Origin of the sequence: Pelosinus baikalensis, assembly GCF_020819555.1 — a bacterium.
In the GTDB taxonomy this organism is placed as follows: Bacteria; Bacillota; Negativicutes; order DSM-13327; family DSM-13327; genus Pelosinus; species Pelosinus baikalensis.
The window spans coordinates 1-22,716 of the sequence record NZ_JAJHJB010000054.1; the positions used below are offsets into that span (position 1 = coordinate 1).

At 39.9% G+C, this 22,716-nt stretch carries 14 protein-coding genes and 2 pseudogenes; 13 read left to right on the forward strand and 3 right to left on the reverse strand.

Annotated features, from left to right (window positions below; genetic code table 11):
* The 3 genes and pseudogenes from LMF89_RS22845 to LMF89_RS22855 form a co-directional block, all read left to right on the forward strand.
* On the forward strand, positions 1-7,556 hold a 7,556-nt coding region (locus LMF89_RS22845), incomplete at its 5' end, for a hemagglutinin repeat-containing protein (protein ID WP_229537104.1).
* A 17-nt stretch (positions 7,557-7,573) separates the two neighbouring features.
* Positions 7,574-7,987, forward strand: coding sequence for an immunity protein YezG family protein (locus tag LMF89_RS22850; protein ID WP_229537105.1), 414 nt, complete (start codon positions 7,574-7,576; stop codon positions 7,985-7,987).
* A 274-nt stretch (positions 7,988-8,261) separates the two neighbouring features.
* A pseudogene (locus LMF89_RS22855) lies at positions 8,262-8,348 on the forward strand (transposase); the annotation flags it as partial.
* An 854-nt stretch (positions 8,349-9,202) separates the two neighbouring features.
* Here LMF89_RS22855 and LMF89_RS22860 read toward each other — a convergent pair.
* Complete coding sequence (locus LMF89_RS22860) at positions 9,203-9,571, reverse strand: helix-turn-helix domain-containing protein (protein ID WP_229537106.1); 369 nt, start codon at positions 9,569-9,571, stop codon at positions 9,203-9,205.
* A 400-nt stretch (positions 9,572-9,971) separates the two neighbouring features.
* Here LMF89_RS22860 and LMF89_RS22865 point away from each other — a divergent pair, with 400 nt between their 5' ends.
* The 9 genes from LMF89_RS22865 to LMF89_RS22900 all read left to right on the forward strand — a co-directional run bounded on the left by LMF89_RS22865 (position 9,972) and on the right by LMF89_RS22900 (position 18,154).
* Positions 9,972-10,418 (forward strand): PTS sugar transporter subunit IIA, encoded by a 447-nt coding sequence (locus tag LMF89_RS22865; RefSeq protein WP_036681789.1) that lies wholly within the window; start codon positions 9,972-9,974, stop codon positions 10,416-10,418.
* Between the two features lie 25 nt (positions 10,419-10,443).
* On the forward strand, positions 10,444-11,676 hold the full coding sequence (locus tag LMF89_RS22870; RefSeq protein ID WP_229537107.1) for an S-layer homology domain-containing protein: 1,233 nt from the start codon (positions 10,444-10,446) through the stop codon (positions 11,674-11,676).
* Positions 11,677-11,755: 79 nt separating this feature from the next.
* Positions 11,756-13,093 carry a PTS transporter subunit EIIC gene (locus LMF89_RS22875; protein WP_229537108.1) on the forward strand — a complete coding sequence of 446 codons (1,338 nt, stop codon included), beginning with the start codon at positions 11,756-11,758 and terminating at the stop codon, positions 13,091-13,093.
* Between the two features lie 20 nt (positions 13,094-13,113).
* Entirely contained in the window at positions 13,114-14,193 is a 1,080-nt protein-coding gene (locus LMF89_RS22880; RefSeq protein WP_255711595.1) for a DUF871 domain-containing protein, read from the forward strand.
* Between the two features lie 8 nt (positions 14,194-14,201).
* Entirely contained in the window at positions 14,202-15,149 is a 948-nt protein-coding gene (locus tag LMF89_RS22885; protein ID WP_229537110.1) for an N-acetylglucosamine kinase, read from the forward strand.
* A 35-nt stretch (positions 15,150-15,184) separates the two neighbouring features.
* A complete protein-coding gene (locus tag LMF89_RS25970) occupies positions 15,185-15,313 on the forward strand; it encodes a hypothetical protein (RefSeq protein ID WP_255711596.1) in 129 nt (42 codons plus the stop codon).
* A 13-nt stretch (positions 15,314-15,326) separates the two neighbouring features.
* On the forward strand, positions 15,327-16,229 hold the full coding sequence (gene murQ, locus LMF89_RS22890; protein WP_255711597.1) for an N-acetylmuramic acid 6-phosphate etherase: 903 nt from the start codon (positions 15,327-15,329) through the stop codon (positions 16,227-16,229).
* A gap of 126 nt (positions 16,230-16,355) precedes the next feature.
* Positions 16,356-16,586, forward strand: a complete 231-nt coding sequence (locus LMF89_RS22895) for a hypothetical protein (RefSeq protein ID WP_229537111.1) — start codon at positions 16,356-16,358, stop codon at positions 16,584-16,586.
* A gap of 179 nt (positions 16,587-16,765) precedes the next feature.
* The gene (locus LMF89_RS22900) at positions 16,766-18,154 is read left to right on the forward strand and encodes a hypothetical protein (RefSeq protein ID WP_229537112.1); all 1,389 of its coding nucleotides are present in this window, start codon (positions 16,766-16,768) and stop codon (positions 18,152-18,154) included.
* A 183-nt stretch (positions 18,155-18,337) separates the two neighbouring features.
* Here the strand turns inward: LMF89_RS22900 and LMF89_RS22905 are convergent, their stop codons facing one another.
* Entirely contained in the window at positions 18,338-18,670 is a 333-nt protein-coding gene (locus tag LMF89_RS22905; RefSeq protein WP_229537113.1) for an aminotransferase class I/II-fold pyridoxal phosphate-dependent enzyme, read from the reverse strand.
* Between the two features lie 332 nt (positions 18,671-19,002).
* On the opposite strand from LMF89_RS22905, the pseudogene LMF89_RS22910 reads away from it, so the two are divergent.
* Positions 19,003-19,311: pseudogene (locus LMF89_RS22910) on the forward strand (23S rRNA (pseudouridine(1915)-N(3))-methyltransferase RlmH); the annotation flags it as partial.
* Positions 19,312-19,407: 96 nt separating this feature from the next.
* Here LMF89_RS22910 and LMF89_RS22915 read toward each other — a convergent pair.
* Complete coding sequence (locus tag LMF89_RS22915) at positions 19,408-22,335, reverse strand: glycoside hydrolase family 32 protein (RefSeq protein WP_229537114.1); 2,928 nt, start codon at positions 22,333-22,335, stop codon at positions 19,408-19,410.
* Positions 22,336-22,716: the final 381 nt, after the last annotated feature.

Sequence of the window (22,716 nt, forward strand, 5' to 3'; positions counted from 1 at the left end):
GTGGCAACCTGACGCAAATTGGGCTAGGGACCACGAATCTCACGGCTAACAACAGCATAGACAATACTGGCGGTGAAATATTCACCAATGGGGAATCCATTCAAATCAAAGCCAATTCCCTGATTAATAGCCAGGGAAAACTAGAACATGCTGGCACTGGGACATTATGGATACACACTGAAGATGATTTTAAAAATGATAATGGTAAAGTAGCAAGTAACAGTAAAATAAATCTTAAAACAAAGAGTATTCATAATGAGAATGGTATAATTGCAGCACAAAAGCGCTTAGATATTACATCTGCATCTACATTTAATAATAGCAAAGGATTCATTTCTAGCATTGATGATACAATTCAAATCACTGCACAAGGTTTGGTTAATAACCAGGAAGGGAACATTGAGGCGAATAAAGGATTAAATCTAACAGCACAGTCATTAAATAATGCAAATGGGCGAATTGTGAATGTGGATAATAGTGATATGAAAGTTGTTGTTACTGAGGGGATTGTTAATCAATCCGGACTTATGGGTGGTAATGGCAATGTAAGGTTAGAAGCAGAGAGTTTTAATAATCAGACAGGACAAGTGTTGGCGGAAGGTAATCTAGCTATCTCTGTGGCAAAGGGGATTAATAATATAGATGGTAAGATCATTGCCAAGAAAAATATTGAACTTAGCCAAAGTGCTGCCGATTTAAATAATAACCGTGGTACTATTGGTGCAGGCAGTGACTTAGTGTTACAGGCTAAAGCTGTAAATAATAATGGCGGTAAGCTTGGGGCAGATAAAGACAGCAATATTACGGCTCAAAGTATACAAGGTATTGGTCAAATTATTGCTGGTCAGGATTTAAATATTAGCTTAAACAGTGATTATGCGAATGAGAAAGGCAATGAACTTAAAGCGAATCGAAATCTGAGGATGACTACCACTGGTATGATTACCAATCAGGGAACAATTGGGGCAGTGGAAAATGTAAATGTATCTGGCAGCAGTATCCTAAATGATACAGAAAGTATCTTAACCAGCGGCAATACACTTACAGCCAATGCAACAGGCAGCATCATAAATAAAGGCACCATCGAAGGTGATGCAGTCAATATTTCTGGAGATAACATACAAAATACAGGAGCAATATTCGGTCATAACCTAATCGTCACAGCAGATAAAATAACCAATGAAGGTTCTTCTGCTGTAATTGCAACTACAGGAAATGCTAGCCTCTATGCTCGTACTGCAGTTGAGAATAAGGACGATGCCAGTATTTACAGTATGGGTGATATTGCAATAGCAGGCAGTAAAGACAAAAATAGTATTGGGGAGTACATTAATCGTACTGGTAATGTACTGAACCAATCAGCCAATATTGAAGCGGAGAAGGATATTAGTATCTATGCAGATGAGATAACAAATAAGAAAAGAGAATTTGTTACAGAACAGACAGTGGTTTCAACGAACACAACTCATGAAACAGCGTCCATTCCAACGAACCCACGTGGGGTAAAAGTTATTTCTGGTGGTTATTATGAGATAGACGAAGATCATTACCATAATGAAGATAGCCTTCTTCCAGTATATTATGATTATAGCGATTATTATGCTATAAGAGTTACATATGTTAATAAAGACCAAACAGATACGGTAACTGTGACGGAAACTCTGGTAACTAAAGATTCTCCAGTTGCTAAAATCCTATCTGGAGGCAATATGACGTTGGGGGCTGGTACCGTAAATAACGAAGTTAGCTGGATATTAGCTAATGGTACCTTAAATACGATGGCTGATTCTGTGAACAATATGGCGGTAGGAAGTAATCGAGTAACCAGCCATGATGGTGAAACAGTATATCGTAAGCATTTTTATAGGGAGTATTCTTATCATCCGGGAGGGGAGAATGGCGGAGATACAGAAATTTATGAGGTAGACCGCTACACCAATGAGACAATCCCAACGCATACTACAACCACTGAACAACTGCCAGGCTATACTTCTTTATATGGTGGTGGCCAAGGAGTAACTATTCAAGCCCAAACGATTACAAATCAGACTATCCAGCCTAGCGGTGCTCCTGTTGGAGATATGGCTACGACAGTAACACCAACAGGGAATAGTGAGATCCCAGTAGGTAATACGGCTAGTGGCATTACAGTGGGAGGAAATATAGGCAATTCAGTAAGTAACAAGTCAAACACGGTAACTCCAGGAAGTAATTCAGGGGCTTCGGTAAGTAGTACGACTAGCGTCATTGACAAGGGGAAAAATATAGGTACTTCAGTAAGTAACAATGCTAACACGGTGACGCCGGGAGACAATTCAGACATTCCCGTAAGTAGTACAGCTGGTGCCATTTCATCGGGAGGAAAGATAGATGCTCCAACGGAAACCAAGAATCCCTCAGTAACGCCAGGAGGAAGCAATGACATCCTCGTGGGCACAGTAGTACAAGAACAAAATTCCAGTCTTAACGTTGACGGCACAGGAAAAAGTTTGCCGTCCGATCCCCAAATAATGAATATTAGCAAAGGCAGCCCTAGTAGCAATGAATTTGTCGTGCCGACGAGTGGGCTATTTACGATTCACACTGAGCCAGAACACAAATACCTGGTGGAGACGAATACTCATTTTACGAGTTATAAGAATTTCGCTTCTAGCGACTATATGCTGCAAAAAATCACTTCTGATCCGGAAAAAACGCAAAAACGCCTTGGAGATGGTTTTTATGAGCAAAAATTAGTTCGTGAACAAATCACCAATCTTACTGGCCGCAGTAGCTTAGATTCATCAGTTTCGAGTGAAGAAGAGTTTAAAACGCTCATGAATAATGGCGTTACCTATGCACAAGAATTTAATCTTCATGTTGGTGTTGCTCTGACTTCAGAACAAATGAAGCAATTAACCTCGGATATCATATGGTTAGAAGAACGGGAAGTAGATGGCCAGAAAGTTTTAGTGCCAGTTGTCTATCTTTCTCAAGTTCACAATAGTGATTTAAAACCAACAGGCGCACTGATTACGGGAGATACAATTAACATTACAGCAACAGGCAATCTTACGAACAGCGGTACCATTCATGCTGATACGCAAAGTGCTATCACTGCCTCCAATATTATCAACCGTGGCGGCGTCATTGATGGCGGCAGCATGACTAAACTGACTGCCACAGAAGATATTATAAATCAAAGTGGTATGATTACCGGTGGGCAATTAGATCTTTCCGCTAAGCGAGACATTATAAATGAGACTCTTGTTTCTGCAGTGAATGTTGGACCTATTCAAACAACTCTGGTAAACCAAATCGGAACCATTGCAGCAAAAGATGGTCTTACAGTGCAAGCTGGCAGGGATATTTTAGTCAGTGGAGCACAAGTGTCGGCAGGTAAAGAAATTGATTTGAATGCAGGAAGAAATATAGAAGTAACAAGTGTAGGGCATCAGCAGCAATTGAAAACAGTTTTAGGTGATGTGAAAGTTTCTTCTGAAACAACAACAAATATCAGCAGTAGTATAAAGGCTGGGGATAATCTTACAATTACTGCCCAAGAGGATATCACATTGCAGGGGGCGCAAGTTAAAGCAGGACAGGCTGTAGCAATATCGGCAGGGAATACCCTAGAGATCAGGAGTGTAGAAAATCGGGAGAATGGCTCTGCTGCAACGACAAGTCCTTGGAATTTCAATAATACAAATATTTCCTATGATAAAACAACGAACGTCGCAAGTAATATTGAGTCTGGCAGTGATATTACTCTGAAAGCGAATGATATTAATTTGCGAGGCACTCAAATAAATGCCGTTCAAAATATTGATATCGCTGCAAACCAAAATCTTACGGTGACCTCTGTGCAAGATACTTCCAGTCTTCAAGTACATGGTTCTTCGATTCTAAATAGAACATCGGCATTAGAAGCAATTGGAATCTCAAATACGGATATTTCTGCAATGCCCGTAAAGAGTAATGGATTTCATGGATATGGAAGTAGCACTAAATTTAAAAGTACTACTAGTGATGTTACTAACGTTGCTAGTAACATTACTGCAGGAAATAATGTAAGCATCATATCTACAGGAGACACAACCCTGCAAGGTGCACAAGTTGCTGCAGGTAATGCCTTGGATATAGCTGCCGTTGGGAATATCAATATTTCTGCAGTTAAAGACGAAACTATTTCGGACCAAACCATAGACATTAGGCACGGCTGGAAAAAAACTAAAACAGATGATGAAACGGTTATTGGTACTACTTTGCAAGGTGATAATAAAGTCACGATTACTGCAGGGCATCTTCCAGGCAGTACAGAAATTAATTCCAATGAAGGAAATATCAATATCGAAGGCAGTCATATTGCCAGTGACAATGGCAAAGTAGAAATTACTGCTGATAAAGATATAACCATTCAGGATGTGACCGAGAAGCATGAATCCCTTGTTGTAAAACATACCAAAAAGAGTGGTTTCTTATCTAGCAAAACTACTGATACAATGAATCATGCCTTAATTAATGAAGTCGTAGGCAGTACCATCTCCGGCGACACAGTAGCTGTTATATCTGGTAATGACCTGACCGTAAAAGGCAGTAATGTAGTCGGTACAAATGATGTTACCTTTACTGCTCAAAATGATGTTACTATTACAAGTGCCGCAGAAACTGGCGCAGATGAACACTACTCCTATACCAAGAAATCCGGCCTCCTCGGTGGTGGCGGCCTTGGCTTCACCATTGGCAGTCAAAGTACGAAAACGACAACCAAGGAGAAAACCCTTGGTGAAGTTGGCAGTACCATAGGATCCATTGATGGCAATGTTTCCATTACAGCGGGAAAGAAAGTAGATAGTGAAGGTACGACCTTTGTCAGCGGTAATGACTTAAGCATCACTGGCAAAGAGGTTACCATTGATAACACTGTAGACACCTATGATAGTCAGACCAAATATGAATTTAAACAAAGTGGTCTTAGTGTGTCTTTGGGCGGCGGCATTGTTAATACTGCTACAAGTGCTTATAACAATATCGAGCGTTCAGGACAAGTGGAAGATGAACGTCTGAAAGCCCTTTATGATTATAAAGCCATCAAGGATCTAGATAAAATTAATGATCAACTTAGTAAAGGTGTATCAAAAGAAAATCTGAAAAAAGATGTTTCAGTCAGTATCAGTATTGGCAGCACTAAAATGACTTCTGAGCAAACAGTGCATACAGAAACTGTTAATACTTCTAATATGAATGCTGGCGGAGATGTCACCATAAAAGCTACAGAAGGTGATGTGAACCTTAAGGGAACAAATATCAATGCAGAGAATGTCACATTAGATGCTGCAAAAAATATTAACATTGGTGCAGCAGAAAATAAACAGCAGACAACTACGAATACTAGCTCTTCTTCTTGGGCATTCGGTGGAACTATAGGCAGCGGTTTCTTTGGCAATATAAGTAAAGGGAGCGGCAAAGAAAACGAAAATGCTACCACCAATACGGGAAGTGTTATTGATGCCAATGATACCTTAAAAATTAAATCAGGCGCAGACACGAATATCATTGGATCCCAAGTAAAGGGTGATACAGTAGTCGCTAATGTTGATGGAAATTTAAACATCGTCAGCAAGCAGGATACAGACGACTATACCTCGAAGAATCAAAGCAGTGGATTTGGAATTAGCACAGGACCTAAAGGTGGTATAACAGGTTCTGTAAGCAAGGGAAAAACAGATTCCACCTATGCCAGTGTTACAGAACAAGCAGGCATCTATGCCGGTGAGGGCGGTTTCGATATCCACGTTGGTAAAAACACCGACCTGAAAGGTGCGGTCATTGCCAGCGACGCGACTCCAGATAAAAATATACTCTCTACGGATACTCTTACGTACTCTGATATACAAAATAAGGCGGAGTATAGCGCAAGCAGTATTGGAGTCAATCTTAATACAGGTAAAGATGCTGAGAAAAAAGACGCTGGCTTAACACCAAATATTGGTGGAACAGCGTCAGGTGATGCAGACAGTACAACGAAATCTGCCATTTCTCCAGGTACGATTGAAGTTCGTAGCAATCCAGATCAAGATTTAAGTGGATTAAGCAGAGATACTGATAAAGCATTAAATGCATTAGACAAGATCTTTGACAAGAAGACAGTGGCAGAACAGCAGGAATTAGCGAAAGTCTTTGGCGAAGTAGCATACAAAATAATCGGAGACGTTGCTCAAAAACATCAAGAAAAAGCCTATATAGCAAACTCGTTAGCTGATAGTTATGAGAAACAGGCGCAAGAATACCGAGACGCTGGAGAACTAGAAAAAGCTGCAGAAAGTGAAAAACTCGCGACCCAATACAAAGAAATTGGTCAAAAATCTTCCTCTTGGAATGAGGGAGGAGCCAATATAACTTCGCTTCATGCTTTGGTTGGAGGGTTAATGGCAGAAATGGGTGGAGGTAGTTTTACATCGGGTGCTGTTGGCGCAGGAGCTACCGAAGCAAGTCGTAATTTACTAAAAAACTTAGAACCTGATATACAGCAATGGGGTAGCGCAATAATCGGTGCAGCGGCATCGGAAACTGTAGGTGGTAATGCACAGACAGGGGCTTCTACTGCAGTATCGGGAACTGCTAATAATGATCTTGCTCATGGTATTGCCGGAGTAGGTAAAGCCGTATATGATGGTATATGTGCCGATGCTAAAGGGTTGGCAGAGACCTTCAGCAATCCCCTGGATGCTATAGGTGCCATGAAAGATGCTGCTGTAGCAATATATGAATTAGGGAAAGATCAAGGGTTCGGAGCAGTATTTGCTGAACTAGGAACTGCTTTAAGTGGTGATAGTGTAAATAAATATAACGCGATACAAAATGCTTTTGCTTCTGGCGAAATAGACGCGGATACACGTGATTACCGTTTAGGTAAGTTGGCAGGAGAACTAACTTACCTCATTGCGACCAACGTTCCAGCACCTGAAAAACTAGCTATTAACCCTGGAATAATTAGTAAGCTAGAAAAGATAAGTATACTCAAAAAGACAAGTACTGTATTAAAAGAAGAAAAGGAAATAGGAAGTTTACCTGAAGTAATAGTAACTGCTACGAAGCCAAACGAAGTTATTAAAACGGTCGAGTATGGAGAACAGTTTACCAAGGTAGACGGAAAGAAAGCTTTAAAACCAAATATCGAGTATTCAACAGAAGAAGGGTATAAATTTACTACGGATAGTAACGGACGAATCTCATCTGCTGAAGCCAATTTGGAGTTAGGTAAGGCTGATCGAAATACATATGCTCAGAGGACTGTTGGTGGTGAGGATAGATTATCTAATGATGATGGTGGTCATCTAATTGCAAGTATTTTCAAAGGTTCTGGAGAACTGGATAACTTAGTACCAATGAATTCCACTTTAAATAGGAGTGAGTATAAATCGTTAGAATACACTTGGAAAAAAGCTTTGGGGGAAGGAAAAGAAGTTAAAGTTACGATTGAACCGATTTATCAAGAAAATTCGATGAGACCTTCTAATTTTAAAGTAGACTATACTATTGATGGTAAAGCATACTCTGAACGACTTATAAATTAAAAAAAGGGGGAAGACCAGTGGAAACTAATGGGATGGAACAGTTATTTGAAAAAATAGCTAAAGCGTTAATAAATATTATTCCGGAAGATTGGGAGAAAATTTATTTGTATGCAGAAATAAGAGATGGATATGAAAAAGTATTCTTTTATTATTATCCAAAGGGGAGCAATTCTGCTATATATAGCCTTGATATTACGGATAAATATAACATTGATAAAAAGCAGTTTGATGAGAGAGAAAATCATTTATATGATTGTTTTGGTGAATTATATAAAGAATTTAAGACACAGGGACAGGAACCATGGACAAATCTTACATTTATTTTGGATAGTACAGGCAAAATGAAACTGGAATATGGTTACGATGATATTTCTCAAAAAAGTTCAGTAGAAAAGCAAGATGAGTGGGAAGCTAAATATATTGCTATGTAAGAAATAATGAATAAAAGCTTACATAATAAAAGAGAGGTCAACGGATAAAATGGACCCTATAGAATAGACAATTTGAAAAAGTCTATTCTATAGGGTCTTTTTTTTGTACAATTAAATTATGAAAGGTTGTGAATGATATGAGTAAAAAAACATTTTCGGATGATGAATCTTTGAGTTGTCTAATAACAAGTACGTTAAAACAGGAAAATGTCAAGGGGACGGGGTTGTTGACAACGTTGGAACTACGCAATAAGATAAAGCTGGGGGTGAAGTAATGCCAAGAACAGCAAGAAAGAAAAGTAAAAGCGGAATTTATCATATAATTATGCGAGGAATAAACCGGCAGACCATTTTTGAAGACGGAAAAAAACATGGGGACAGGGGTGCGCCACGAAAGCGGATGAGTGCGTAAGCGCTCAAATCCGCTGAACTTAGCTAGAGATGGAGGAAGGTCCTTCGAAGTCGCCATGCAGGTGGAGACTTCAAACCACCGTAAGCTGCTGTAGGCAAAAGCTATGGTAGTGAGCGTTACGGAAAAGGTGAAACGAAGATTTCATCAGGTAGGTGCCAATGGAGACGAATAAAACTGAACCGCTGAGGAAGTATCGAAACATGCAGATGTCATCAAAACCAGGAGGTACCTGTTAGCTTGGGATAAATCTGGAAGAAACCTGCTTACTGACCAGATGGTGACCGGTATAAAGGCGGCGTGAACGTGGTACAGGCTCTAACTAGGAACGTGGGAACCTACGACTCTGATGATAACGGAAAAGTCACAAGCGGAGAACCCGCAAGGACGAAAGTACGAATGCAGGGTATAGGGGCGGAATAGCTTGAAAAACTCAAAGGGACGGTTCCATTGAGTTCCGAGGATCAAGGTTAATGTAAGTGATGATGACCTTCGACAAATGGTGCGACAGGAATTTGGAATTGACGCAGTAAAAATTTGCAATGAACCGACAGAAAAACAAGACGCGATATTGAAAGAAATGAAAGAAGTTGTCGGCACGAATATACGCCAGATAGCACGCATAACAGGGTTATCGTCCACAAGGATCTGGAAGGCCTGAAACAGAGTCCCTGTCCCTTTGTTTTTCTAATAGCGAAAAGCCAATTCCCTTTGCTTGATGGGAATTGGCTTTTCTGCTATTAATTTTGGAAAGTATGTATTCGTTATTAAATCATTTTTCATGAAGACATTACACGGTAGATTTCTTATTTTTTTGTTGCATCGGCTTGAGCGTTATTTTTCTTGCTGTGTTCTTTATATTGAATATACGATTCGATTTCCTTCCGGTCAGTGTCCGGGAGGTTTTTTAATTGGCGGGCTACTTCAAGTAGAGCAAGGTCTTCTTGTGATAATTCAGTTGTTTGCGGAGTGAGGGTAGCACGGTCAAGAAGGTAATCTACTGATACACAAAAGAAGTCAGCAATAGATTTAATAGTTTCAATATCAGGTGTTGCTCTATTAACTTCCCAGTTTGCCAAAGTTTCTCGCGTAGTATTAATAAGTGGAGCCAATTCTTTTTGTGTTAGCCCTTTGGAGTTTCTTAATTGTTTTATTTTTTGTCCTAATGTGCTCATTCATCACACCTCTATAGTCATAATAAGTTATTATGTGTTTTTCAACAACAAAAGTGCAAAAGTATCACAAAAATACTTGACTGTGCATAAAGTGCACATTATACTATGTGTAGTATATGCACAATTTGGGAGGCTGAGGTAAGTATTTTGAAATGTACAAAACTAGCTGTTAAAATAGCCGTTGAAGCTTGTGAATGCACTTATGGAAGTTTTTTGCCTAATAATGTGTATAAAATGCACAAAGTCATCCCAAACCCAGCAACCTAAATAATGAAAGGAGGTGATTAACGACTTTAATAGATTGGAGGCAATCACAATAAGCCATATCCTTTTACTAGATTATACCAATAGTTTTCGTAAAATTCTGCCTCTTTATTCCGACAAAAAAGGTGGTGAGAGTATGAGTGAGGTTAAGCTAAAAGACCTGTTAAAAAAAGAAAATATTAAAATTCATATGAAAGCTGACAATTGGGAGGGTGCTGTTCGGATTGGTGGGGAGATTTTAGTACAGAATGGTTATGTGGAAGAAAGATTTGTGGAGGCTGTTGTTCAGACGATAAAGACAATAGGGCCCTATATGGTCATCTATCCAGGTTTAGCCGTTCCCCATGCAAGACCAGAATATGGGGTAAAGAAATTGGGAATGAGTTTGATAACCCTGGATGAACCTGTTAACTTTGGGAGCCAATACAATGATCCAGTGAAAACGATCATATGCCTTGCACCCATAGATACTACGTCTCATTTCAAAGCCTTAGAGCTAGTCTTAAAAATGATTCATGACGGTAGCCTCCGTGGTATTGAAAAAGCCGAAGACATTGACGAAATCATGAAAAGGATTCATTGAGTCAATAAATGAGGAGAGTAAGAGAATGAATAAAAAAATGATTGCCAGCGTGGTAGCAGCTTGTGTATTGAGTGTAGGGACTGCATTTGCATCGACGAATCCCTTTGCGGATGTTTCTCCAAATGATTGGTCATATGGTGCAGTGAAAAATTTAGCGCAAGCAGGTCTCATTGACGGTTATAGTGATGGTACTTTTAAAGGTGATAAGAGCATTACTCGTTATGAAATGGCCCAACTAGTAGGGAAAGCGATCTATAGATCGGATAAAGCAAATGCGGAGCAAAAAGCTGCTATTGAAAAGTTAGCAACTGAATACAAAGATGAACTGCAAAATCTTGGTGTTCGCATGGATAATCTGGAAAAGAAAACGGCTGGCGTTAATGACTGGAAAATAAATGGGTGGGCTCAAACCGAAAATACGTATGGTCATACTTATGGAAATAAGAACCTGCATGAATATAATATGCAAGTTCGTATACGTGTACAAAAACCAATCAATGATAAGCTGAATGTTCTTTACGAATTAAAAAATAAAGACTATTTAGACAATGCTAGTGGTACCAAAGATACTTCTTGGAGGACCCGGCAAAATTTCTTTACCTACAAAGCCTCACCAGATACTACGATTAATATTGGTAAAAAAGTGTATTGGTTAGCGAATGGTTTATTCATGGATGATACTGTAAGAGGTGTCGATATTACAACGAAGTTGTCCGACAAACTTACTTTCTTTGGCTTGCTTGGTCGTTACGAAGGTAATATTGATAGTACGATTGCGTATGGTACGATTGGTGGTAAATTTGGTAATTTTGATTTGGGCGTTCATTATATGACGGGTAGCAAGACTATTATAAATAAATCTATAGGCACTAGCATTCCTGCGGTAACTGCTGGCTATACGCTCCCTAGCGGTTTGAATATTTCAGGTGGTTATGCTGAAAATACTAAAGCTGATGATAATAATAAAATGTACAAACTTCAACTATGGAAAACGATTAATAAAGATGAGCTGATTCTCCAGTATTGGAAACAAGAAGGGAATCTAAATCTTCCAGCGGAAAATGGTGACCATTTGACTTGGTGGGGTAATGAATATGGTGTACTTGGTGGTAACCAAGGCTTTAAAGGGTATCGTGCTATCGTTGTTCATCATATTAATCCTCAGCTTTATACAGAAACTTGGTATGGTGATTACAAAAATCTAGTTACTAATGAAAGAGCTAAAAAATATGGATGGGATGTAACTATTTCCTTCTAGGAGTCTGTTGCAAAAACTCACCCAGTCTAAAAAATTAGTAAATGTATGATCTTAATTAGAATTTTATGGGGGTGGAATAATGGCAAAGGAACGAGATTTGGCTCAACAAATAATTAGTACCGTTGGAGGAAAAGAGAATATTGCCAGTGCAACGCACTGCATGACCAGACTAAGGCTTACAATCAGTTCTTTGGAAAAGGTTGATATTACTAAGCTCAAGCAAATCTCTGGAGTTTTGGGCACTTTCGAACAAGCAGGGCAACTTCAAATTATTCTCGGACCAGGTGTAGTAAATAAGGTAGCTGCAGAGTTTAGTGATTTGACTAATCTAGCGATGGGAGAAGTCACTGATCTTAAAGCAGCATATAAGGATAAAAACCGAACTCCTTTCAAATTGTTTTTACAGAAATTATCTAGTATTTTTGTACCGCTGATGCCAGCTATTGTTGGTTCCGGTATGGTCGCCGGCATAACTAATGTGGCAATTCGCTGCGGCGCTGATCCTCAGGGCGCATTGATCGCCATACTAAATGTAATCGGTTGGGGCATTTTTTCCTATCTAGGCGTTTTTGTCGGTATAAATACCGCTAAGGAATTTGGCGGGTCGCCTGCTATGGGTGGATTAGCTGGTGTTTTGATTATCAATCCGGCCATTGCTTCCATAAAAATTAGTGGAATGGCGTTGGTTCCAGGACGTGGCGGTCTAATTGGCGTACTGTTGGTGGCTTGGTTTATGAGCGTTCTGGAAAAACGACTACGTAAATTTGTTCCGACTGCGATTGACATCATCGTAACTCCGACCTTAACTTTACTCGTTACAGGATTTGCTACATACTATATCCTGCAACCGCTAGGCGGATATCTATCGGATGGCATTATAGGTTTTTTAAAATTTATGATAAGTTCGGGTGGCCCTATCGCTGGTTTTATTTTAGCCGGTACCTTCTTGCCTGTAGTTATGACTGGTCTGCATCAAGGATTAACGCCTGTCCACATGGAATTACTAAATACATTGAAGGAAAATCCGCTTTTACCTATATTGGCCATGGCAGGTGGCGGTCAAGTAGGAGCCACTGTTGCTGTTTATTTTAAAACCAAAAATAAAAAAATTAAGGAAGTAGTAAAAGGAGCACTGCCGGTAGGCTTTCTAGGTATAGGGGAACCGCTCATTTTTGGTGTAACTTTGCCGCTGGGACGCCCTTTCATAACAGCCTGTATAGGCGCCGGATTTGGCGGTGCGTTTCAGGCGTTAATGCATGTTAAGTCTATCGCATTAGGTGTCTCCGGGCTGTCATTAGCATTTTTAATTAAGCCCGGCGGCGTTATGTATTATCTCATTGGTATTCTCATTGCTTATGTCGCGGGTTTTTTGATTACTTGGTTTGTGGGTTTTGATGATCCTAAGAATGAAGAATAATAAATAGGAGGTATTAATTGATGGCAATAGAAAAAGGTATATCGGTCTATGTCGGCATGGGCCACAAGGAAGAGGCTATTCGAGAATACATGTTTTCTGCACACCAATATGGCTATTCTCGGATATTTACCTCCTTACACATTCCCGAGGCTGATAGTCAAAAGATTTTGAATGAATTCACTAATATGGTCAAATATGCAAAGCAGTTAGGATTTTGCATAACTGCCGACATTTCTCCAGCTTCATTTGAATTACTAAGAATAACGCGGGGGAATATCGATGATTTATGCAAACTCGGTATTGATACGTTGCGTCTGGATTTTGGGTTTAACCTTCAAGAAACTGCCGAATTGGCTAAAAAAAGCCAATTCGACATTGAACTGAACGCCAGCACAATTGATCAGAAAATACTTAATACTATTTTGGGTGAGGGAATTGACCCCGCTCGTTTGCGAGCTTGTCATAACTATTATCCCCGTCCGGAAACTGGATTATCATACGGTCTTTTTGCCGAAAGGTCCCAGCTTTTCCGCAGTTATGGTATACCGGTAGTGGCTTTTATTGCTTCACATAATAACCCCCGGGGACCGATATATGAGGGGGTGCCGTCCTTAGAGCAACACCGATATATGAATCCGGTCACTGCTGCCAAACATTTTTTTGCCAGCAAACTGGTTGATGCAGTAATTTTCGGTGACCCATTTGCAGCCACCGAAGAGTTGGCCGGAGTGGCTGCCTTGGATGAACGCTATATTGAACTTGCGGTTGATACCAAACCTGGCATCAGCGATATGGAAAGAGCTATACTTTTAGGCAGACATACCAATCGTAATGATCCAGGTGAACATGTTATCCGTTCTCAGGAGGCTCGAAATTCGTGCCGTGATACCATTCTGAAACGGTCAGCTTTAACCCGTCCCTGTGGTGCGGTCACTATTGATAATGTGGAGTATCTCCGTTATATGGGTGAATTACAAGTAGTATGCCGCGAATTGCCAATTGATGCGAGAACGAATGTAGTGGCTCAAGTAATCAAGGAGGAATTGTTTCTGTTGGAGTACATTCAGCCCGGCCGCTCATTTTGCTTCAAGGAGAAATGAGCAGCAACATGATAGGAGTGATTTTATTAACAATGGAATGGGTATTAGGGATTGATGGAGGCGGCAGCAAGACTAGAGGTTGGGCTGCGGACCGGAATGGTATAATCCTAGCGAAAGTAGAAAGAGGAGCCTCGAATCATCATGTTATTGGCATAGTTAAATTTCGTCAACTTATCAGCGACATGTTGGATAAATTTGCGGCCACTGGTCTGGAACGTAGTGATTTACGGTTCATTTCTTTAGGGCTGGCAGGTGTCGACCGACAGCAGGATAAGGTGAGTATTGGCATGTCCCTGGATGATTTGGGATTAAAAGGGCATTATAGCCTCTGCAATGATTCGGAGATTGCTTTGGTTGCTGGAATTGGCAAGTTGGAAGGTATTGTGGCTATTTCTGGTACAGGTTCTATTGCCTATGGGGTGAATGCACAAGGCGAATGCTTTCGGGCTGGTGGCTGGGGACATGTAGTCAGTGATGAAGGAAGTGGTTACTATATTGCCCGGCAAGCCCTGGTGCGAAGTATTAAAGCGGCAGAAGGTATGGAGCAACCTACCATGTTGTTAGCTGACATTCTCACTTTCTTGCAGATCGCATCCTTTGATGATTTAATTACTTTCATATATCATCCGCAGACAACCAAAAATCAAGTAGCTGTACTCACCGAAGTCGTGGTTAGTGCTGCAGCGAATGGTGATGTGGTAGCTATTGCTATTTTAAAGGATACAGCGGACCAAATAATAGCTTTGATCGAGGCTATTATTACTAGAGGATTTGCTACTGCTCCGGAGATAAAAGTTGTATTATTCGGCAGTATTCTGCAAAAGATTCCACAGGTACGAGAGCGGGTTATTGCTAAGTTGCAAGACAAAGCGGATATCAGATGTTCTGAGGCTGAACCTGTATCGGGCGCGGTAATACTGGCATTGCAAGCGTTGAATAAATTTGGAAAGGTTTGACGTGTATTAAATGTACTCTTTTGCGCAGCGGTGCAATGGCGTCACGTATTGCCCAACTGTCTGTTATTGATGCGTTGTTTGTAGGCGTAGCTCGCAAACGATATAATCAGGTAATCGGATATTTGGAAAAAAACCGTGAGGTGGTAAGGGATACTAAATATTAGTGAGGTGGATAGTTTGACAGTAGATATAGAGAGTTTAATGACAGAACAAAGAAATCCTAAAACAGAAAACATCGACCAATTAAGTACAGCGGAGATGCTAAAATTGATTAACGATGAGGACAAAATAGTGGCATATGCTGTGGAAAAGGAGATCCCCAATATTGCTCAGGCTGTCGACAAAGTAGTTGAAGCACTGCCGCGGGGCGGCCGGCTGGTGTACATAGGTGCAGGGACAAGCGGTCGGCTGGGAGTTCTGGATGCTTCTGAATGTCCGCCAACCTTTGGGGTTGATGACAGTATGGTTGTCGGTCTGATTGCCGGCGGCGACCATGCTTTGCGCAATGCGATCGAAGGCGCTGAGGATGACGAGGAAGAAGCGGTTAGACAATTGCGAAACATCGGTTTGTCAGTGTCCGATGTATTGATCGGTATTGCCGCCAGTGGACGTACTCCTTATGTTGTGGGCGGACTTAAGTATGCAAACGAACTTGGTGCGACTACCATGGCGATTAGTTGTTCACCGAATTCGGTGATCGGCGATATAGCCAAGATTGCCATCACGCTGGTGGTCGGTCCAGAGGCTATAGCCGGTTCTACCCGCCTGAAAGCCGGTACGGCCCAAAAGCTGGTACTGAATATGATTACGACGGCTGCAATGATCCAGATTGGAAAAGTGTATGGAAATTTGATGGTGGACGTGAAGACAAGCAATGTGAAACTTTTGGAACGGGCCAAAAGAATTGTTGCCCAGGCTACCGGACTTTCCATAGAGCAGGCAAAGGAATTTCTGGAACAGGCTAACTATAACCCTAAGCTGGCAATTGTTATGAGTAAACAAGCATGTACGATGGAAGAAGCTAAGATGCGGTTGGAAAAAGCCCATGGGGTTATCCGTAAGGCATTAAGCGTGGACTGATAAAAATGATACATAGCAAATATATGTAAAGTCATTACGTTACAACAAACCGTAGACAAAAAGGTACTTTATGCTTGGCGTAAAGTACCTTTTTGATGTGCGCCCAGCATGGGCGCTTACTTGTTGGTGAAAGTCCAATTTTGTCTTGAAATTCCGGGGATCAAGGTTAATGTAAGTGATGATGACCTTCGACAAATGGTCCGACAGGAATTTGGAATTGACGCAGTAAAAATTTGCAATGAACCGAGAGAAAAACAAGACGCTATATTGAAAGAAATGAAAGAAGTTGTCGGCACGAATATACGCCAGATAGCACGCATAACGGGATTATCATCCACAAAGATTTGGAAGGCCTGAAACAGAGTCCCTGTCCCTTTGTTCTCTACTCGATCTTCAATATGCTAGAAGAAGCATAACTAATATTGTGTATCTGCTAGTTATGCCTTTTTCATCAAAACTTAGCAAAAAATGTATTTATATGGTAGGTTTTTTATTTTTTATAGAGAAATATAATAAAATATGGAAAGGGGTGTGTTATGCTAAAAAAATGTGTGCGTTTGGTCTTATGTTTAACTTTATGCTCAATTTTACAAATTGGGTTTGCCAAGGAATATTTACCTGAGGTCTTTGAGTATATGCAAAATGATGGGACTGTTATTCTTTATGCGGGGAGAGTTAGCGAAGATCCTGCAGTTGAATTCAATCGGATTTTTAAAGCAGATGGGGAGCAATATAATGCTCTGCGCATAGCTACCAGCCGAGCAAATAGTGAAAATATGAATGTAGATTTAATTTTGGATGGAATCAGTTATCCATTATCAATCATAGAGGATGCGAGAAAAGATCCATTACCTCCGAAGTTGCAGCAAAAATGGTACAAGGTGTCAAACGAATTGGAAGAACAGTTGCAAAAGGTGCAAACTATATCTGTTCGTATACATTTGAGCAATGGAAAAAGCGATAACAAAGATATTAAACGTACTGCATTACAGTCATTAAAATTTATTGCTTCTGTACATACAATAGATGATGCCAAGGCATATGTAAAAAGTATCGATAAAGCGACAGAATTTAGAATTTTTATACCGAATAAAAAGCCGGCAGATATTGCACCAGCTTTAATTTATCAAGCAAATTATTACCCTTTAGGAAAATTCAACAATAGCGATTATTATCAAGCAAAGTTTTCAAATGATTGGACAACGGGATCGTTTGAAGATACAGATTATATCTATGAGACCTATATGTTTCCGTATATATGGTCTGAATTAAAAGAAGAAAAAGATGGTACGCGTGTAAGTTTGAATTTGTTTAAAAAGATATACCATTATAGTAAAGTAACGGATAAGTTTACTGGTGTAAGTTTCACAAGACTCAGTTCTATTAATTATGAATTGATGAAACCTTCGGATAAATTACATAGTCAGGGTCAATATGAACTAAATATGTGGGCGTATTATTTAAGAAATATATATACCGATTTATATGGAACGTATTCTTACGGATTAAAATGGGATATGATTCCTAAAAAAAATTCAACGGAGCAAGAAAGACGGGATAATTGGAGTACAACTCCTTACTTTATTACATCTGTTGATGGGGATGATTTTAAAGAATTGCGTGATATATCTGCAGGCGATCAGCTTATTGCAATAAATGGGAAAGCAACTGATGCGATGTATTTTTATCAAACCTTGATGGAAACAGAGTATGCTGGAAATCCAGTTGTGTTTACTTTACGTAACAAAGATGCTATTGAAAAAGAGGTCACCATCACACCTACATTTACGCCGACAATAAAACAGATAAATTATCTGGAAATCCTTAATAAAGATAAACGCCAATTAAAACATGTAGATTTGTATGAAGGTTATCCATATGATTATTTCAGAACCTATGATCCATTGGGACAAGGGGATGTATAAGTTTAATTAGAGCAATATCCTTGTTTGGAAGGAGCGGAAAATGTGTGTAAAGAAGAATTAGCGGCGCAGTTGATTCAATTACAGCTCCCTGTCCTTTTGTTTTAAGGACCAAAAAACAGTCATTTCATGATGCTTGCCGACTTATCGGTATCATCATGAAATGACTGTTTCTTTTTGACATTGTTATTTCTGCCCTTTAAATTCTTCTGCCAGTGCTTTAAAAGCAGGAATAGAATTTTTAATACTATTGAAATCAACGCAATAAGCCAATCTAAAGTATCCAGGGCAACCAAATCCGCTGCCAGGTACAATGAGGAGATTGTATTTCAGTGCGCGTTTTGCAAATTCGATGTCGTCGGGAATAAGAGATTGGGGAAAAAGATAAAATGCTCCCTGGGGTTTTACGTAGGAATATCCTAACTCAATCAGATTATTGTATAAGAAATCACGTCTTCTTTTACATAAAACAGGGGACAGGGGTGCGCCACGAAAACGGATGAGTGCGTAAGCACTCAAATCCGCTGAACTTAGCTAGAAGCGAATGAAGATATTTGTCTTGAAATTCCGGGGATCAAGGTTAATGTAAGTGATGATGACCTTCGACAAATGATCCGACAGGAATTTGGAATTGACGCAGTAAAAATTTGCAATGAAACGAGAGAAAAACAAGACGCTATATTGAAAGAAATGAAAGAAGTTGTCGGCACGAATATACGCCAGATAGCACGCATAACGGGGTTATCGTCCACAAGGATCTGGAAGGCCTGAAACAGAGTCCCTGTCCCTTTGTTTTTGGAAGGCCTGAAACAGAGTCCCTGTCCCTTTGTTTTTCTTATAGCATAAAGACCGTTGTTAACCAAAGAGGGGAACGTATGATGAAGCAAGGCACTCACCTTATTGTCCTTGATGTTGTCGGTACACAAGCTTCATCAGAACAACTTGCTGAAAAAATTCATAGTCTTGGTCTTCGCGGAAAAAGCGACGTCACCTTCACCATTGGAGGTGCCTTCGGTCTATCTCCAGAACTGTTGAAAAGCGCAAGTGAACGCTTATCTTTCTCTAAGATGACATTTACTCATCAAATGATACGATTATTGCTCGTAGAGCAGGTGTATCGGGTGTTTAAGATTAACCGGGGAGAACCGTATCATTTGTAATAGCTAAAAGAAATTTAGAGGCTCAACATGCAGTATTTCTCTGCTTGTTGAGCCTCTTGATGTGCAAAACTTCCGATTGACTCCTATCAAAATCAACTAATGTTTAATAATATTCTGAGCTATTGCAGTACCGTTCCATACATTTATACCAAATCTACCAGTTTTGTATGTTGAATCATTGACGTTTAATATTGGCTCTTTTCCACCGTCGAAATATACTTGTATATTCTTATTGGATGTTACAACTTTTAAATGATATACGGTATTAGGTTTGACTGTCACAATTGCTGTTGTATCTGATAAACCAGGCCCCCATAGTTTTACTACGCCACTTAAATCGATATTTACACAATAGAACTTTGTCGCACTTTCATCTGATCTAAAAACAAGCCCTGTTGCTCCAATTGCTGAAGTCACTACAAAGTCTCCCTCGTAGGAAAAATCATCTCCGGTTGTTGTGGACATCAAGAAACTATTATTTGTACTGACGCCCTGCTTACCACTTGCTGTATCAAACCAAACACCAGATGGGCTGTACAATCCCTTTAAGTTTGTATTGAAAGTACTTACCTTTATACTCTGGAATATGAATGGACCATCCAAGGCACTTAATCCAAACTGCCCACTTCTAGAAGAGGTGTCATTAACATTGATTATTGGATCGGTACTATTATTAAAGTATACCTTGATATTCATCTCGTTAGCTACAATCTTCAGCTTATATGTCGTATCAGAACTGATACTTGTGTCATAAGTTCCTAGCACTGTTTTATCTGATTTGCATAATCTAACAACACCACTAGTATCTACCATCGTACAATAGAACTGTGAGGCATTTGAATTTGATCGGAATATGAATCCACCAGCAGCTCCACCTACAGGCTTGATATCGCCTTCCATTACAAAATTCGAACCAGTCTGCGTGCTTAAGCAGATTGAATTTCCTTCGGTATTTGTTGACATTTTACCACCCGTAGCATTTTCCCAATTGCCTTCGATTCCAACCCAATCACCTGTTAGATTACTATCAAATCTGCCAACATTAATATCATCTACATTGATGTGGCCCCACCCGCCAGTAGAATTATCGACAATTTTTATGTAACATGTAGTACCAAGATATTCTGTCGCATCCCAGTATACTCTTTGCAAGGTTTCACTATTGGAGCCCGTTGCTTTGAATAGTTCTTTGCCATCGGAGGCTCTGCAAAGTGTTACATATTCATTATTGATATCATTTCCACCGCCTACCTGAAGATCAATCTTTCCATTGCCAGCAAGTACGAATTTTTCAGATCTTAATTCTCCTGTAGGTGTGTCCCCATCTTCCTTACAACTGCTCAAGAAATAGGTGTTATACTGTCCATATTTTCCGCCCCACCAATCGGTATCGAGTACAACGTTGCTGGATTTGAATGCGTCGCCACTCACTATTTCCCAGCCTGTGAGATCACCGGTTTCAAAATCGTGGTTAGAAATACCCTCAGGAAGCATTTTTAACTCTTCAGCAGATGCTTGTCTAGAAGTAGCTGAATTTAACAAGCAGTAACTCAGTGATTTTAATGTCACATCATCACCAATTGTATATAGTTCTAGTCCATTACTTGTATCATCGGGGAAAATGGAGTCAGTCATACATAATTGTCCATCATTTGCAAATACTTCAACCGAATTCGCATCAACCAGTATTCGCATTTTTATAATATGATCGTTCGGTAAAAGGGCTGCCGCGTGAACTGCTGCAAATCCATTATTTGCATTGTTAGGTAATGCACCTGACTCTGTCCTATCAATTTTTAACTGAGAGTTAACTTTATCATAGAAGATCTTAGTATATTGCGAATCTCCTGTACGTACTTTGAAACCAAATTCCGTTACATTGGTGTTATCGGTTTTAAATTCGGCATCAAGTTCATATTGTTTACCTTGTATTGAGTCAAAGAAGTTGTTGTCGTCAGGAGTTATGGTTTCATTTGTCCACTTTAGTGGAGTTCTTCTTAATTTGTTTAGTTCAGTAATCGGATTGGCCACTAATTTTATTTCTCCATTGATTGTCTTAAGTTCCAGCTCACGCGGTACGGTCATCGCGCTTCTCCAAGTTTTTGCTGGATCTGTTGGAGTATTACAAGCATAATTCCAACAACTCATCCACCCGATGAAGAGTCTTCTGCCATCAGAAGAAGGTATATTGGACCAAGTAACGCCTGCATAATTATCTGAACCGTGGTCAACCCAGTTAATAGCAGCTGGTGGATTACTATTAGTAAAAGTTTTTCCGTCAAAATCTCCGATAAAATATTGTGTACCCGATCCACCTGCTTGAGAACCAGGGTTAGTGCTTACAAAAAGTACCCATTTGGTTGTAGCCCCTCCATCCACTTTAAGCGGGAATACATCTGGGCATTCCCATACACCGCCATGCGAACCATCATTAGTGCCAAATTCACTAGCATATGTCCACGTTTTAAGGTTAGGCGAAGTATAGAACTTTACTCGGTCATGCTGTACAAGTACCGTAATCCACTGCTTTGATGCCTCATGCCAGAACATCTTGGGATCACGAAAGTCGGTGGCTCCTGGATTTGGTATTACGGGATTGCCCTCGTATTTTTTCCAAGTTGTCCCCTTATCATTACTATATGCAATACTTTGATCCTGAACCGTAGTTCCATTACGAGTATAGATTGCAACGATAGGTGCTTTTCCATCTATGCCGAAGCCGCTAGTGTTATGTGTGTCCACTACGGCACTACCTGAAAAAATCATACCTGTGTCATCTGGATATAGTGCAATAGGATATTGGGTCCAATGAAGCATGTCTTTACTTACTGCATGCCCCCAATGCATTGGCCCCCACACTATATCGTATGGATAATGTTGGTAGAACAAATGATACTCCCCATCCAAGTAAAACATACCATTTGGATCATTCATCCAGCCGTGTTCAGGTGTGTAGTGAAACTGAGGCCTGTATAATTCAGAATAGGCATTAGTCGTTGGAACTTTTGTATCAGTTAAATTCATTACAGTCAACTCCTAAATTTTAATATAAAAAGTTTTACCAGTGGTTTCTTACATATAAAGATGCTAATCATTGATTTAAGTAACCATATACAATCACCTCACAATTGGTTTTATCCTTTTGGCAAAACCAATATAACCAAGGGGCTTGTCTGAAGTTTTGTATGTACCTGCATATCAGCTTTCAACTACATACTTTTTCGCCCCTCATTCTTTATCCGTACCCTTAGTAGCAATTTTAGATAGGTGAAAAATAAAAAATGTACAAAAAACATAAGACCAGCTAACTAAAGTCAAGCCCACACGTCAAAAAATATTCCCTTTTAAGGAAAAACATAGGGACAGGGATGTTGTTTCAAGAAAGGAGAAGTGATAAAATAGAGT

Excerpts from the sequence above, each read along its gene's own strand:
- LMF89_RS22860 (WP_229537106.1), bottom strand. The coding sequence starts at position 9,571 with ATGAGCACATTAGGACAAAAAATAAAACAATTAAGAAACTCCAAAGGG.
- LMF89_RS22865 (WP_036681789.1), top strand. The coding sequence starts at position 9,972 with ATGAGTGAGGTTAAGCTAAAAGACCTGTTAAAAAAAGAAAATATTAAA.
- LMF89_RS22870 (WP_229537107.1), top strand. The coding sequence starts at position 10,444 with ATGAATAAAAAAATGATTGCCAGCGTGGTAGCAGCTTGTGTATTGAGT.
- LMF89_RS22875 (WP_229537108.1), top strand. The coding sequence starts at position 11,756 with ATGGCAAAGGAACGAGATTTGGCTCAACAAATAATTAGTACCGTTGGA.
- LMF89_RS22880 (WP_255711595.1), top strand. The coding sequence starts at position 13,114 with ATGGCAATAGAAAAAGGTATATCGGTCTATGTCGGCATGGGCCACAAG.
- LMF89_RS22885 (WP_229537110.1), top strand. The coding sequence starts at position 14,202 with ATGATAGGAGTGATTTTATTAACAATGGAATGGGTATTAGGGATTGAT.
- LMF89_RS25970 (WP_255711596.1), top strand. The coding sequence starts at position 15,185 with ATGGCGTCACGTATTGCCCAACTGTCTGTTATTGATGCGTTGTTTGTA.
- LMF89_RS22900 (WP_229537112.1), top strand. The coding sequence starts at position 16,766 with ATGCTAAAAAAATGTGTGCGTTTGGTCTTATGTTTAACTTTATGCTCA.
- LMF89_RS22915 (WP_229537114.1), bottom strand. The coding sequence starts at position 22,335 with ATGAATTTAACTGATACAAAAGTTCCAACGACTAATGCCTATTCTGAA.